At 68.3% G+C, this 14,381-nt stretch carries 15 protein-coding genes and 1 pseudogene; 4 read left to right on the forward strand and 12 right to left on the reverse strand.

Features of this window, described 5'->3' with window-relative positions; translation table 11 throughout:
- The coding region (locus SACSA_RS21850) for a DUF2637 domain-containing protein (RefSeq protein ID WP_048876475.1) at positions 1-646 on the reverse strand (646 nt) is incomplete at its 3' end.
- Positions 647-1,058: 412 nt separating this feature from the next.
- Here SACSA_RS21850 and SACSA_RS25830 point away from each other — a divergent pair.
- Entirely contained in the window at positions 1,059-1,607 is a 549-nt protein-coding gene (locus SACSA_RS25830) for a hypothetical protein (protein WP_198008964.1), read from the forward strand.
- Here SACSA_RS25830 and SACSA_RS27025 read toward each other — a convergent pair.
- The 3 genes and pseudogenes from SACSA_RS27025 to SACSA_RS0106665 all read right to left on the reverse strand — a co-directional run.
- Positions 1,604-1,873: pseudogene (locus SACSA_RS27025) on the reverse strand (transposase); the annotation flags it as partial. The gene SACSA_RS25830 and the pseudogene SACSA_RS27025 sit on opposite strands and share 4 nt — an antisense overlap.
- 84 nt (positions 1,874-1,957) lie before the next feature.
- On the reverse strand, positions 1,958-2,386 hold the full coding sequence (locus SACSA_RS27030; RefSeq protein ID WP_269634733.1) for an IS5 family transposase: 429 nt from the start codon (positions 2,384-2,386) through the stop codon (positions 1,958-1,960).
- 62 nt (positions 2,387-2,448) lie between these two features.
- Positions 2,449-3,120, reverse strand: a complete 672-nt coding sequence (locus tag SACSA_RS0106665; RefSeq protein ID WP_028661617.1) for a haloacid dehalogenase type II — start codon at positions 3,118-3,120, stop codon at positions 2,449-2,451.
- Between the two features lie 83 nt (positions 3,121-3,203).
- Between SACSA_RS0106665 and SACSA_RS0106670 the strand changes: the two genes are divergently transcribed.
- Positions 3,204-3,791 (forward strand): TetR/AcrR family transcriptional regulator, encoded by a 588-nt coding sequence (locus SACSA_RS0106670; protein WP_019814429.1) that lies wholly within the window; start codon positions 3,204-3,206, stop codon positions 3,789-3,791.
- A 71-nt stretch (positions 3,792-3,862) separates the two neighbouring features.
- On the opposite strand, the gene SACSA_RS0106675 is transcribed toward SACSA_RS0106670, so the two are convergent.
- From SACSA_RS0106675 to SACSA_RS0106690, 4 genes are all read right to left on the reverse strand, one after another.
- Positions 3,863-4,645: a sulfite exporter TauE/SafE family protein gene (locus SACSA_RS0106675; RefSeq protein ID WP_019814431.1), complete on the reverse strand. Its 783-nt coding sequence runs from the start codon at positions 4,643-4,645 to the stop codon at positions 3,863-3,865.
- Positions 4,646-4,654: 9 nt separating this feature from the next.
- Positions 4,655-5,221, reverse strand: coding sequence for a rhodanese-like domain-containing protein (locus SACSA_RS0106680; RefSeq protein WP_048876518.1), 567 nt, complete (start codon positions 5,219-5,221; stop codon positions 4,655-4,657).
- Between the two features lie 57 nt (positions 5,222-5,278).
- Positions 5,279-6,697, reverse strand: a complete 1,419-nt coding sequence (locus SACSA_RS0106685) for an MBL fold metallo-hydrolase (RefSeq protein ID WP_019814436.1) — start codon at positions 6,695-6,697, stop codon at positions 5,279-5,281.
- Between the two features lie 189 nt (positions 6,698-6,886).
- Positions 6,887-7,156: a metal-sensitive transcriptional regulator gene (locus tag SACSA_RS0106690; RefSeq protein ID WP_028661620.1), complete on the reverse strand. Its 270-nt coding sequence runs from the start codon at positions 7,154-7,156 to the stop codon at positions 6,887-6,889.
- 496 nt (positions 7,157-7,652) lie between these two features.
- On the opposite strand from SACSA_RS0106690, the gene SACSA_RS0106700 reads away from it, so the two are divergent.
- Both SACSA_RS0106700 and bluB read left to right on the forward strand, forming a co-directional pair.
- Positions 7,653-8,351, forward strand: coding sequence for an MBL fold metallo-hydrolase (locus SACSA_RS0106700; RefSeq protein ID WP_232212854.1), 699 nt, complete (start codon positions 7,653-7,655; stop codon positions 8,349-8,351).
- Positions 8,352-8,409: 58 nt separating this feature from the next.
- Entirely contained in the window at positions 8,410-9,084 is a 675-nt protein-coding gene (gene bluB / locus SACSA_RS0106705; protein ID WP_028661621.1) for a 5,6-dimethylbenzimidazole synthase, read from the forward strand.
- Positions 9,085-9,224: 140 nt separating this feature from the next.
- Here bluB and SACSA_RS0106710 read toward each other — a convergent pair whose 3' ends face one another.
- From SACSA_RS0106710 to SACSA_RS25835, 4 genes are all read right to left on the reverse strand, one after another.
- Positions 9,225-9,584 (reverse strand): DUF4190 domain-containing protein, encoded by a 360-nt coding sequence (locus SACSA_RS0106710; protein WP_019814446.1) that lies wholly within the window; start codon positions 9,582-9,584, stop codon positions 9,225-9,227.
- A gap of 386 nt (positions 9,585-9,970) precedes the next feature.
- Positions 9,971-10,726, reverse strand: a complete 756-nt coding sequence (locus SACSA_RS0106715; RefSeq protein WP_019814448.1) for an SDR family NAD(P)-dependent oxidoreductase — start codon at positions 10,724-10,726, stop codon at positions 9,971-9,973.
- Positions 10,727-10,825: 99 nt separating this feature from the next.
- Positions 10,826-12,256, reverse strand: a complete 1,431-nt coding sequence (locus SACSA_RS0106720) for an FAD-binding oxidoreductase (protein WP_019814450.1) — start codon at positions 12,254-12,256, stop codon at positions 10,826-10,828.
- A 391-nt stretch (positions 12,257-12,647) separates the two neighbouring features.
- Positions 12,648-14,228 carry an FAD-dependent monooxygenase gene (locus SACSA_RS25835; RefSeq protein ID WP_019814452.1) on the reverse strand — a complete coding sequence of 527 codons (1,581 nt, stop codon included), beginning with the start codon at positions 14,226-14,228 and terminating at the stop codon, positions 12,648-12,650.
- Positions 14,229-14,381 lie beyond the last annotated feature (153 nt).

The raw sequence follows: 14,381 nt of genomic DNA on the forward strand, positions 1-14,381 counted from the left end.
TCCACCGTCGCAACACCCTCCTGCCGTAGTTGTTCGTGCCCGCGATCCGGTCCAGTTCGGCGCCAGTGGGTTTGCGGCCCTTGGCTCGTTCCGTCTGGAAGTAGGCCCACATCCGCTGCTCTGCCGTCGGTTCCTCCGGCGAACGAGTCTTGTTCGAGACCACCGCGAGACGCACCGGCTGGCCGGTCTCGCTGTTTGTTTCGCCGGTCTCGTCGGTCTCGGTGCCGGTCTCGGCGCGGTGGCGCTTGAGCGCCCGGTTCAATAGTTCGACCGACAGCAGCAGGGCCAGCGGCGGGCACGCGGCCACCGCGACGGCGGGCACGCTCAGCTCGGGCGCGGCCGTCACATTGGCAAGCAGAGACAGGCTGACCCCGAACAAGAACGACACCCAGGCCGACCACCGGCCGCTGTCGCGGCGACCGTGCCCGGTCTTCCACAGCTCGACCGTGGCCATCGTCAGCAGCCCGTCAACCAGAAGCGGCCAGATCGTCGCGCTGGTCTCATCCGCGCCGAATCGCAACGCGAACTCGCGTCCGTGCCGAAACGAGGCATAGGCGGCTCCGACGGCTATCGCCCCGACCAGTGAGCATTGCAGCCATAGCGCACGATCACGCCCCGGCCGTGCTGCGTTTGGCGTGGTGTTCATCGGCGATCACCACCTACGCGGCGGCGGGCCATCGTGGGGTCGGCTCCGGCTACCTCGCCGCAGCGGCCTTCGCAGGCGAACACCTGCGAACCGGTCAGCGACCGACCCACCAGAAGCGACACGACCCCTGAAGCGCGGAGGTAGTCACGTCCGCAGACCACGCACGCCAGCCCGTCGGCCTGCGCAGCGGTCAACCCCGTGATGATCTTCTCGGGATTCATCCGGCATCACCGCCCTGACGGCGGCGCCGAGCGATCCCGACGGTGGCGGAAACCCGCAGCTCACGACGCGAGCGGTTTGTTGTAGATGCTGTACGAGCCTCGCCGGGGGCGCCCAGGTCAGAGGATTGCAGGCCAGGTCAGGGACCGTCCGCGTGGTGCCGTGCGTGGTGCGAACGCCTTACTCTCGCACCATGACGAACGCTGGGGGACGGCACCAGAAGCGCCACCGAGGTCAGATCGAGACGCTCCGCAGCGGCGCTCTGCGGGTGAAGGTGTATGCCGGAGTCGACCCGCTGAGCGGTCGCAGGCACTACCTGCGCGAGACGGTGCCCGCAGGCCCGAACGCCGAAGCCGAAGCGGAGAAGGTCCGCATCCGCCTGATCAACGAGATCAACGAGCGCCGCAACCCGCGCACGAGCGCGACGGTGAACCAGCTCTTGGACCGCCACCTCGAACTGCTGAACGTCGACCGGACGACCCGAGAGCGGTACGAGAGCGTCGTTCGCACACACGTTCGCCCGCTCATCGGCCGGACACCGTTGGCGCGGGCTCGACGGCGAGACCTTCGACGCTTTCTACAGGACGCTGCGGACCTGCCGATCACACTGCGGCGGGCGCACGTTCGTCGAACACCGCACCAGAGTCGAACACGAATGCACCGACAAGTGCCGACGGGACGTATGCAAACCGCTGTCCACGGGGACGCTGCGAAAGATTCACTGGTGCTTGAGAGCTCCTAACGTATTCGGTTGGGGAGTCGGCGCCAGCAGATGATGCTGGTGGCGAGGGTGAGGAGGCCGTGGTGGATGTCGGTGCGGCGTTCCCACCGGGTGGCCAGGCGGCGGAACTGGTGCAGCAGCGCCAGGGTCTGTTCGACGACCCACCGTGCTGCCTGGACGTTGTCGCGGGTGCCGCGTCGGCTGATCAACGGGCGGATCCCTCGCCGCCGCAGCGCATCGCGATACCTGTCGTAGTCGTAGCCTCGGTCAGCCACGAGGACGTCGGGTGTGCGGCGGGGGTCTGCCTCGCCGTCCCCGCACCGGCGGGATGGCCCCGACCAGCGGCAGAAGTTGAGTGACGTCGCCCGCGGTTACCGCCGGTGAGCCGCACCGCGAGGGGGATGCCGCCGCCGTCGCAGATCACATGGTGCTTCGAGCCGGTCTTGGCTCGGTCGACCGGGCTCGGCCCCGTGTCCGGCCCCCCTTTTCGCGCGCACGTGCGAAGCATCCACACACGCCCGGGACCAGTCGATGGCCGCGGCCGCGTTCAGCTCGGCCAGCAACACCTCGTGCAACCGGTCGAACACCCCCGCCTCCTGCCAGTCTCGCAACCGCCGCCAACACGTCATGCCCGAGCCGAAGCCCAGCTCCTGCGGCAGGTCCTCCCACCCGATCCCGGTGTAGAGCACGAACAAGATGCCCTGCAACACCTGCCGATCCGGCAACGGCTTCGGCCCCGTCCTGCCCGCCGGACGCACCGGCAACACCGGCTCGACCCGCGACCACAACTCATCCGACACCACCCACGGCGCACCCACACCAAGACCATCTCAAACCAAGATCATCAATGTGTTAGGGGCTCTCAGCCGGCGTACTGAAGTAGGCGTTCAGCGACCTGGACAAGATCAGCACCACTCACGTCCGGTGCGGTGAAGACGTCACCGTAACGGCCTTCCAGCCGCTGACACCATCCGGCGAGACAGCCCGCACGTTTGGCTCCGTGGCAGTCCCAGGCATGCACCGCGACCAACGCCATGTTCTCCGGTGATGTTCCGAGTTCGTAGGCTGCCACACGGTAGATGGACGGGGCGGGCTTCCAGATTCCTGCCTGCTCCGCGGTGATCACCTGATCCACGTGGCGCCCCAGTCCCGCTTGTTCCAGGAACCGCGCCGTGTTTTGCGCGCTGCCAACGGTCAAGCAGCCGACCCGAATCCCGGCCTCGGACAGCAGGCGCAGCGCCGGTTCGGCGTCGGGATGCGCGGGAAGCTGACCGAAACCGTCGAGTACGTAGTCGATGTCCTCTTCGGTGGCCGTGTGGTCGGTGTCGGTGCGCAGCGCCTGTCGTGCGACCGCCTCGAACGTCCCGAAGTCCCCGCTGAGGGTCAGCGCCATGGAGTCCCGCTGGAAACGCATGAACCACGGTTGCAGCAGCTGCGCGGGTTGGCCGATCCTCTCGAGCCGTTCGCGCAGCGGATCCAGATTCAACAGGGTTTCGAGTACATCGAAAGCGACGGCGCTCGGGCGAGTAGTCACGGGCCCTCCCTCGGTTGGCAGTACGACTCTCGCCACGTAGTATACATACCGGTCGGTATACCACCATGCGAGAGAGAGTCACAGTGGCAACGACACAGCGAAGGACTGGGAGCACGCCTCCGGCCGATCGAATTCTGGCCACCGCGTCACAGCTGTTCTATGAGCGCGGCATCCGAGCGACGGGGGTCAACACGATCGCCGAGCGGGCCGCGGTCACCAAAGTCACCCTTTATGCCCACTTCGGGTCCAAAGACGGGCTGGTGGCAGCGCACCTCCGCGCCCGTAACCAACGGTGGTGGGACGACCTCGAGGGGTATCTCGCTGGGCGTGTCACCGCGGAGGAACAGCTGACGGCGATGTTCGACGCCTACCAAGCCTGGATCACAGCGGGCGACTTCCGGGGATGCGGGTTCGTCAACGCCGCCACCGAGCTCACCGCCCCTGAGCATCCCGGCCACGCCATCATCAGCGACCACAAGGACGACATCCGGCGTTGCCTCGAAGCCATCGCCACCGACGGTGGGTGCGCCCTTCCCGCGGAGGTTGCCGAGGAGTGGTTCCTCCTCCTGGAAGGGGCCACGGTGACCGCATCACTACGCAACAACACCGAACCGCTTCACCGCGCGCGTCAAGCAGCTCTCCGGCTGCTGCCACCAGCGAACCGGGCGTAGTCGTCGCATGCTCGCATGTACCGACGCCCCGGCAGAAGGGATCGCACGATGCGGTGCCGTGCTGCTCACTGTCAACCGAGAGCGGCGGGGTTGAGGATGGCCGCCAGTGCCACGCCGACGGCGACGGCGAGGACGACGTAGGAGAACCAGCGACGCAGAGTCGTCGCCGACAGGCGAGGGGCCAGCCAGCCGGCCAGCACCGACACCATCAGGGCTACGCCAGCGAAGATCATAAGAATGGTGTAGTCGAGGCGGGGCCCCGCGGTAGCGTGGGCGCCCAGCGCGGCCAGCGAATTAATGAGCACGACCACCAGGGATGTGGCCACGGCGCTCTGAGCTCCCAGCCCGAGCAGGGCGCTGAGTACGGGGACGATGACGAAGCCGCCGCCGACGCCGAACAGGCCGGTGAGCACGCCGACGGCGGCGCCCGCGCCGAGGGCCTTGGGCAAGCAGCGACGCCAGTTGATCCCTCCCTCACCGGTGCGGCAGGCCCCGTCGTGGTTCTCCTCACCACGCAACATGCGCACGGCCACGGCGACCATAAGCACGGAGAAGGCCAGCAACAACCAGCGCTGCGGCATCAACCGGCCCAGGGCGCTCCCAGCGAACGCGGCCGGAACACCGGCCGCACCGAACACCAACGCGATCCGCCACCGCACGTGAACACGCCGAGCACGGGAAGCGATCCCTCCGAGTGACGAGACCGCGACCACGGCCAGCGAGGTGGGGATCGCGGTGTGCAGAGGCTGTCCGACGCCGTACACCAGGGCCGGTACGGCCAGGATCGAGCCACCGGCCCCCAGCAGTCCCAGCGCCAGCCCGACGACCGCCCCGAAGACACCTGCCAGGATCATTGGGCGGGGTCAGCGAGCCGCTGGTGGTGTTCGGTCGGTCAGGGCTGCCACGGTCCGGGCGCCGCCGGTGCGAATGCGGTTGTGCGGCAGCAGGGCCAGCACCCGCGACATGGCGCAGGTGTTGGTCAGCGCGGCGAAGGTCAGTCCGCCGCCGACAAAACCAGCGATCCACTTCAGCGGCTCGTAGGCGGTGCTGGCCACCACGCCGGTCAGGACCAACAGCCCGGCGGCCAGGCGTACCTGCCGTTCCATGGCCCACGTGCCTGAGCCCCGGTTGAGCGGCGCGTCGTGCTGGCGCCAGCCTGTGATTCCGCCGGAGAGCACGCTGAGCTTGTCCGAGCCGACGGATTGAAGCACGGTGAAGGCCTGGTCGGCGCGGGCGCCGGAGGCGCACACCAGCACGATCGGATCATCGTGGGCGGCGGTGAGCTCGGCGCGGTGCTCGCGCAGTAAGTCCAGCGGCACGTTGTACGAGCCAGGGATATGGGCCGCGGCGAACTCGCCCGGGGTACGCACGTCGATCACCCGGGTGCGGGGGTTGTCGTCGAGCAGAGTGCGCACCTGTGGAGTGTCCATGGTCATGGGAGCCGTACGGGACACGACAATCGTCCTTTTCGCTGTCGAGGTCGTCGGTCAGGCGGGAGTCAGGGCCACACCAGCGGCTTCGGCGTTGCCGAACATGTCGTCGATGAGCACCGGCGTGCGCCCGGCGTTTTCGAGGAGCGAGGCAGCCGCGGCGGCGCGGTAGCCGCTGCCGCAATGCACCCACACCGTGCCCGCGGGAATCTCGTCGAGGCGGTCCTTGAGTTCGTAGAGCGGGATGTGCACCGCACCGTCCACGTGCGTGGCGTGCCACTCGTTGTTGGTACGCACGTCCAGCACCACGTCAGCCGGGGGCAGGCCATCGACGCTGTCGGCCTGCGCCCGGGCGAGATCGGCGAACGTTGCCGTGGTCGTGCTGCGCAGCTGTCCGGGGTCGGTGGCCAGCTCGTGGGGGTGTCCGGTGGTGGCGGCGGAGAATCTGTCGATGCCGATCCGAGCCAGTTCCCGTTGCGCCTGCCTGACCTGCTCGGAGGTCTCGCCGACTAGCGTGATCGGAGCACCCCAGTCGATCATCCAGCCAAGCCAGGTCGCCATCGGCCCGTCCAAGCCGAGACTGACGGTGCCGACCAGATGTGACTCCACATAGGCAGTCCGCGACCGCAGGTCCACGACCCATTCCCCGGAATCGAGCCGACGCGCGAGTTCCTCCGGCGTTGCGCGGGACGGTGCGCGCAGGTCCAGCGGTTCGGGGCCCGCCGTGTTGCGCACCCCCATGTGCGCGTAGTACGCCGGGTAGGCATCCAGCCCGGACAAGGTCTCGGAAACGAAGTCGTCCTGCGCCAGTGTCAGTGCCGGGTTGAGCTTCTTCTGCTCGCCGACTGTGGCGGAATCCCCGGAGGCCTGGGCGGCCGAGCAGAAACTGCCGAACCCGTGGGTGGGCCAGATCTGGGCCCCGTCAGGGAGGATCTCGGCCAGCTTGTTCGCCGAGGCGTGCTGGTGCCGGGCCAGTTCATGGCTGTGCTGCTCGCCCAGCAAGTCGGTGCGGCCGGTCGTACCGAAGAGCAACGAGCCGCCGGTGAACACCCCCACCGCACCGTGCTCGCCTTCGAGCACGTAGGACAGGTGGTGATACGTGTGGCCCGGCGTTGCTACCGCCCGCACCCGCATCGTCTCCGACAGTTCGATGATCTCGCCGTCGACTAGTGGCCGGTGGTGAAACGGCACCTCGTCGGCGGCGGCCAGGCCGTAGTCGGCACCGGTCAGCCGGGCCAGTTCCAACCCACCGGAGACATAGTCGTTGTGTACGTGGGTCTCCAGTACCAGCGCGATGCGCACGTCCAGGCGCCCGGCCGCGGCGAGAAAGCGATCCACATCGCGCTGCGGATCCACCACCACGGCCACCTGGCCATCGGTGGCCAGATAGCTGCGGTCGCCCAGTGACGAAGTGGCGATCACTTCGATCTCCAGGCCATCGGCGAGCTGGTCGTCACCCTTCCGTTTCGCGGTCATACCCGCGTCCCTTCTTCGACTCGCGACCGGTCGCGCACGGCGTGCCGCCGCATATCGGCGCCGTCTCCACACCTGCGTCACCGGACGTGACTACTTTGCCATCCGCTCTCGGATACCCACAGGGGTATATGGCGAACGTACCCGCTGGCAGACGCACGAGCACGTCGCTCTGCGAGCGCATAGGTTCGATCAGGCCAACGCCAGGAACAACCGTTCCAGCTCTTGCTCTGTCATCTCGGGCTCGTCACCCTCGCCACGGGCCTGCTGGCAGTACCGCATCCCGCTAGCCACGATCTTGAAGCCCGCGCGGTCCAACGCTCGCGAGACAGCAGCCAGCTGAGTCAGCGTCTGGGCACAGTCGTCGCCCTCCTCGATCGACTCGATCACGCCCGCCAACTGCCCCTGGGCGCGGCGCAGCCGGGTCAGCACATCGCCGAGCAGTTCCGGCTTCATCTCCACGACAATCACCTCCACTACCTCTGCCAACACACCATACCCCAGGGGGTATTCCGTGCGCGGTGAGCGAGCATGCGACCTTGACTCCGCGGGCGGGCGCTTACGGCGACATCCTCGGCATGTTGTCTTCCTCGAGATCGTTCGCTGCGGCAAGAATCGCCTCCGGGTCACCGCTCGTGGCCTGGGTCGTGGACAGGCGGCTACCCATCGAGTGTCCGTGCTCACGGCACGGTCGCAGACGAGTGGGGTGCTGTTCCGGCGTGCGTCCGGGCGTGTACAGCGCGCATCCGACCGTAGGTCACTCACGACGGCGTCCGCGGGGTCATCCACGTCTTGAGTTCGACCGCAGTGAAGGGTTCACACTTGCCGGATGACGATCTGGATCTGCGCCACCTGCGGTGTCGAACACCCCGACACCGAACAGCCTCCCGAACGCGACTGCAGGATCTGCGCCGACGAGCGCCAATGGGTGCCGGAATCCGGCCAGGCATGGACCACGGTGGACGACCTCGCCTCCGACGAACCCACGCTGGTGCACCAACAGCTTGAGGAGAATGTGCACCGGTTCCACCGGGAGCCGTCGTACGGGATCGGGCAGTGGACGCACCTGATACAGACTCCGCGGGGCAACTTGCTGTGGGACCCGCCCAACCACCTGGATCCGCCGCTCGTCGACACGATCGCAGAACTCGGTGGAGCCACGGTGATCGTGGCGAGCCATCCGCATATGTACGGCTGCCAGGTCGCCTTGAGCCACCGACTCGGACGTATCCCGGTGCTGGTTCATTCCGCCGACCGTGCCTGGGTCCAGCGGGAGGACTCGGTCATCCGAGAGTGGCGCGATACCGAAGAAGTCCTACCCGGCGTCACACTCGTCGAAGTGGGCGGACACTTCCCCGGATCCGCGGTCGCGCATCTACGCCACGGCTCCGACGGGAAGGGAACACTGCTCGCCGGGGACTCGATCGTTCCGGTGGCGGCCAGGGGTTGGGTCACGTTCATGCGCAGCTACCCGAACTGGATCCCGCTGTCGCCCGGTCTGGTTCGGCGGATCGTCGACCGGATCGAACCTTACGCGTTCGACCGCCTCTACAGCCTGCTCGGCGGAATGGTCGTCGGTGACGCCAAGGGCGCTGTGACCCGGTCCGCCGAGCGTTACATCGCCTGGGTCAGTGGTCATAACGACCACCTCGGGTGACCCTCGGCCGCTCGCCCCGCCGGCTCACCCGTTCGGACCAAAGGGATGATGGCGTGTCATGACCCCTCCTCGACCAGAGCCGCACACACCCGATCCCACCGCCGACCTCTACGATGTGATCACCCGCCGCCGCGACGTGCGCGCGGAGTTCTCCGGCGAGCCGATCCCCGACGACGTGTTGCGCCGCGTCCTCACCGCCGCGCACCAAGCTCCCAGCGTCGGCCTGTCCCAGCCGTGGGACTTCGTGCTGGTGCGCGACGCGGCGACGCGCACACGATTCCGTGAACACGTGCTGACCGAGCGGGACGCGTTCGCGGCCGGGCTGGACGGCGAGCGTGCGAGCACGTTCTCCCGGATCAAGATCGAGGGCATCGTCGAGTCGTCCCTCGGCATCGCCGTGACCTACGACGCGGACCGCGGATCGCCGCAGGTTCTGGGCAGGCACGCGATCGCCGACGCCGGCCTGTACTCGGTGTGCCTGGCGATCCAGAATCTCTGGCTCGCCGCGACGGCCGAGGGACTCGGCGTCGGGTGGGTCAGCTTCTACCGCGAGGACTTCCTGCGCGGGCTGCTCGACATCCCTTCCCGCGTTCGCCCGGTGGCGTGGTTGTGCGTGGGACCGGTCCGTGCCGTGGCCGACACGCCCGACCTGGAGCGGCACGGCTGGCGCAGCCGGATGCCACTGGAGGACGTGGTGCACTACGAGACCTACGGCAGCCAGGTCACGCGGTAGAGGCGGTTCCAGCCGCGCCGCCAGGTTGCGCCATGAGAGCGGATTGCTGTCGGAGAGTTGAAAGGGTAGGCACCGGCCGCGGCGCCGGCGCGGGCCGCCGCCCGAGCTCTGCGTCGACCGTGGGCTCGGGCGGGAAGCGCTCAGTTCTCCAGCGAGTCGAACTCGCTGTCGAGCTGTTCGAGCTCCTGGTTGACCTCGTCAACGGTATTGATCACGATCGTCAGCCCCCAGATTCCGAGCGCGAGAGCGCCCGCGCCCAGCACGGAGGCGATGACGGTCATCTTCTTGTTGCTGGCCTCACCGCGTCGCGCCCGGCCGAGGCCGAGCAGACCGAACACCAACGCCAGGGCGCCGAGGATGATCGCGAGAAACCCGGTCAACGGGATCAGGCCGAACACCAGCCCGGTCAGCGCGAGGCAGAGCGCGGTGATGCCGAACCCGTTGCGATGCTGCTGGCGCGGGGCCGGGTCGGTCTGGGCGGGGTGGGTCGGTTCGTGCATGGATTGCTCCTCCGGTTCGGGACACGCAACTCTGCTGTCCCGGTGGGCCGGTCCCGTGTTAGCCACTGTGTCCGTTTCGTTGCCCGGTCGCGACGTGCCGTGATTCGGCGACGGAGCCGGTCGCGCGTCGTCGGCTCACCCCACGACGGGTTCTCGTCTGGTGGCATAGACGGTGGGACGTCCCGCACGTCGAGCGGTGGCTGAGCGGGACGACGAATGCCGCGAACCCGAGAGCGTGCGGAAGCGACTCGGCCCCCGAACGAGACAAGGCCAATGCCGGATTCGCACGGCGGATTGCGGCATCGGCTGTGCATGGCTTCACACCGTCCGTTCGCGGTGAAGCGGTCGCGAACGGACGGTGCGAAGGAGACCTTCCGGTGGGTCGTTCAGTTGCTCGCCGCGCCGTCGAGCACGAGGTCGTGCCCGACCGCGAACCCGGACTCGTCCGCGGCCAGCCACAGCACCGCGGAGGCGATCTCCTCGACGGTGGCCGCGCGGCCGATCGGGAGCGCGCCGGCGAGCCGGGCCGCGCGGTCGGCCTCGGTCTCCCCGGGCAACAGCGACATGGGCGTTTCGACCGGGCCGGGGCTGACCGCGTTCACCCGGATTCCGGAGCTGATGTATTCCTTGGCAGCCGTGCGGGTCAACGCGCTGACGCCCGCCTTGGAAGTAGCGTAGGCGCCGGTGAACGGCATCGTCATCTGCGAGCCGATGGCGGAGGAGAGATTAATGATGGCTCCGCCGCCGTTGTCCCGCATGTGCGAGATCTCGTACTTCATCGAGAGCCAGGTGCCGGTCACGTTCGCCATCGCGGCGTGCCAGTTCTCCTCGACGATGTCGGCGATTTGCCCACCCGGGGGCAACACGCCCGCGGAGTTCACCGCCACGTGGAGACCACCGAGTTCCCGGACGGTGCTCTCCACCATCGCGGCGACCTCACCCGCGTTCGTGACGTCGGCGGGCACCGCGACGGCGGAACCGCCCTTGTCGCGGATGATGTCGACCGTCGCCGCGAGCTTGTCCTTGTCCCGGCCGCTCACCGCGACCGCGGCACCCTCGTCCGCCAGCGCGGAGGCGATAGCGCGGCCGATGCCGGAGCCACCCCCGGTGACGAGTGCGGCTTTCCCTGCGAACCGTGTCAACGTCGATTCCTTCCATAGAGGCCAGCGATACCGCTATCGTCGTCGGCGCCGACAAGGCCGTGCCATCACGTGAATACGGGATCCGGTTCGCCTATCGGGTCACGACTCGACCGCCAGCGCGTGGCCGAAGACGTCGTGCGGGTCGTAGGCATGCTTGATCCGCCGGAGTCGCGGGTAATTGTCCTTGTAGTACAGCGTCGTCCAGCGCACCCCGGACGTGTTCAGCTCCGGGTTGGCCATGTCGCTGTCGGCGTAGTTGATGAAGCACCCGTCCGTGTGCTCGTCGGGTACCGGTACGCCTCCGGTGTCCGCGTAGACGTCGCTGTAGAGCGTGCGAATCCGTTCGAGCTGTTCCGCGTCCTGCTCCGGGTCCGTCCAGAAGGCGACGTAGTGCGGCTTCAGAACGGAGTCGCGGTGCGCCGACGCCGTGGCCGCCTCCTCCACCGAGTTCACCATGCCGCCGAACGTGCTCAGCATGACCAGCGCGCCCGGATACCCGTACTGCACGAGACCGCGGTACAGCGCCTCCGTCTGGACGGGTGTGAAGCTCGTGCGGTGGTAGGCCGACTTGGCCTTGAACCGGGTGGTGCGGTCGCCGCCACTGAAACCTGGCCACCCCGTCGTGGTGTGCATCCACGGCAACACACGCCGGTCGGTCTCGACGTACGGCACCCCGTCGGCCACGGAGGCAAGGAAATCGTCGAGCAGCCCGGGCGCGTGCCCGCCCGCTTCGAGCTGGGTCGTCAACGTGAACGAGCCCGCCGCCGCGGGGGCGAGCTGGAGCTGGGCGAACAGACTGGCATAGGGGTCGTCGGGAGAGGAGTGTCGCTCGCACCACGCACCGTAGTTGTCGATGAGGTCATGGAACGTCTCGGCGGAGAGAGAACTCCAGTCGAAGGTGACGGTGTTGACCAGCATCTCTTTCGGCGGCGTCGGCAACATGTCGTCGGCAGCCGCGTCCGGCCCCACCCCCGGGCTGCGGAACCAGTAGGCGGTGACGATGCCGAAGTTGCCGCCACCGCCGCCAGTGTGCGCCCACCACAGGTGGTGGTGGGGATCGTCGGGGTCGCGGGTGGCGACGATCGCCTTCGCCGTCCCGCTCCGGTCCACGAGCACGACCTCGACCGCCTCAAGGTGGTCAACCGTCAGGCCGAAGCGCCGCGACAACGGTCCGTAGCCACCACCGGCGAAATGGCCGCCCGCGCCAACGCCCGTGCACGAGCCTCCGGGCAGGGTCACCGCCCAGCCGTGGAAGAGTGTCTCGTAGATGCGGCCGAGCGTGGCGCCGGGACGTACGGCGAACGCGCCGCGCTCCTGGTCGAAGTACACGCCGTCCATCCGCGAGAGGTCGATCACGGTGTCGATCTCCGGCCGGAAGACGAAGTTCTCGTAGCAGTGCCCTCCGGAACGCACGCTGATCCGGCTTCCAGCATCGACTGCCCGCTGGACCGCGGCCACCACGTGCTCGGTCCGTGTGGCGACGACGACCCGGTCGGGGTCGCCGACGAACCGCGCGTTGACGCCGCGCACCAGAGAGCGGTACCGGGTGTCGCCCCGGCCTACCTCGCTCGGGGGAACGCGGTGACCGGCCTCTCCGACGGTCGGCCCGCGTCCGGCCCGTGCGGGGGCGGCCCCGGCCCACGGCGCGGCGGCCGCCGTCGTACCCGCTGTCAGCAACACACTTCTTCGGGAGACTCTCCGCAGCACAAGCACCCTCCAGGCTGAGATTCACGCACAACGCGATCATGCTCACCTGTCGCTCTATCGGGTGACAACTGCCAGTAATGCGGCAACGAGCCCCCTCCGGATCAGCGCGGGCGCCGACGGAAGTGGGGACTACGACATGAATTCCACCGAGTGACGAGATATAGCTCGAAACGGTGACTGCTTTGAGCAGTCAGCTACCCTTTGTGTCAAGCGGCTACCGTCCGGTGACCCGCCGCAGCACGCCATCCCAGTCGTCAGGCGCCTGGTCCGCCCGCCACGCCACGTGCTGGTCCGGACGCACGAGCACCAGGTCCCGCTCCCATACCTTCCGGGCGTGCACGTCGGCGCACGGCAGGTGTGCCATCGGCACACCCGCCCGCACCGCCTCATCGACCAGCGGCTCACCCACACCGTCGTCCGAGAAATCGACGAGGGTGAACGCCGCCGAGAGCAGGTCGAACAGCTCGGCTCCGTCCGCGAGGCGGACACTGGGCGGACGGCATCCCGGCCACGTCGTCGGCACGATGCCACGCCACCGCCACCGCGGAGGAGTGCCGGGTTCGGCGTGCACGACCGCGGAGTCGTAGCGATATCCGAAGTGGAGACCCACGTTGTCGATCTGGAAGCTCTGCTGCTCGAGGTAACCCGCGATGTGCTCGGGTGAGGCACCGTTGTCGAACAACGTGAAGTAGCGTCGCCAGACCTCGAGCAGGTTCGCGCTCATCTCCCGGTTGAACAGGGCCACCGGCCTGCGTTCGATCTCGTAACTGTCGAGCAGCCGCGCCCCGCCCCAGCCCGCGACCACGGCGGCCAGCTTCCAGCCGAGATCCACCGCATCACCGATCCCGGTGTTGGCGCCATGCCCCCCGGTCGGGAAGAACTGGTGTGCCGCGTCCCCCGCCAGGAACACGCGGTCGCGGCGGTAGCGCTCGGCCACGGCCAGCGTGCCTTCCCAGTCGACGACGTTGATGACCTCGTCCACGTCGAGATCGGCCCCGATCCGGGAGCGGATCTCGGCGACCGGGTCGGTGTTGTCGGATGCGTTGCCCGCACGCGGGAACGAGGCCGTCCAGGTGTCCTGTTCGTCGCGGGAGACCAGGACAAGCCCACGCGCCGCGATCCCCAGGAAGAAGCGGCCGTGCGCGCGTAACCGCGGGTCGGCGCTGCGGAAGTACACGTCGCGCTGTGGCGCGGGTGGCGCGAGCGACGGGGATTCGATGCCCATACTCCGGCGCACCACGCTGCCCGCACCGTCGCACCCGACGACGTAGGAGGCACGCAGGGACCGCGAGTGTCCTTGCCCGTCGACGAGCTCCAGTTCGACCCCGTCGGCGTGCTGGTCGAGCGATGTGACCCGGGTGCCCTCGTGCAACTCCACCCCGGGCAGGTCACGGACCCGTGCGCGCAGGAGCTCCTCCAGCAGCGAACCCTGCAACCGCTGATAGGGCTCCCAGGGCGCCGAGCCGTCGTTGTCCTCGCGCATGCGCTCGCGCATTCCGGACACGGACTGGTACTGCCAGACCGTGATCGGTGGCGCGCCGAGACGGTCGATCCAGTGGAAGTCGAACGGGTGGCGGGCCGCGACACCCCGGTCGCGGATCGCCTCGGCCACCCCGACGCGGCGCAGCAGTTCCATGCTGCGGGCGTTGAGGAAATCCATCTTCGGATGCGGTGTGGTGGTCGGTGCGCGCTCCACGACGGTGCAGCGCACGTTGTGCCGGGCCAGCTCCAGCGCGAGCGTGCACCCTACGGGCCCCGCTCCGACCACCACCACCGACGTCGTCTGTTCGTTCACGGGAGAACTCCTTGGACGGGAAACAGGACACAAGCCGTGAGTGGGCGGGCGTTCCGGGGCGCCGCCCGGGAGTGGCGATGCCGCGATCCCGCACGAGCGCGGTCGGGGCTCACTGGCTCGCCGCGGCCGGTGCCGCGGGTGTGAGCCGCCGGG

This window comes from Saccharomonospora saliphila YIM 90502, assembly GCF_000383795.1.
Taxonomy (GTDB): Bacteria; Actinomycetota; Actinomycetes; order Mycobacteriales; family Pseudonocardiaceae; genus Saccharomonospora; species Saccharomonospora saliphila.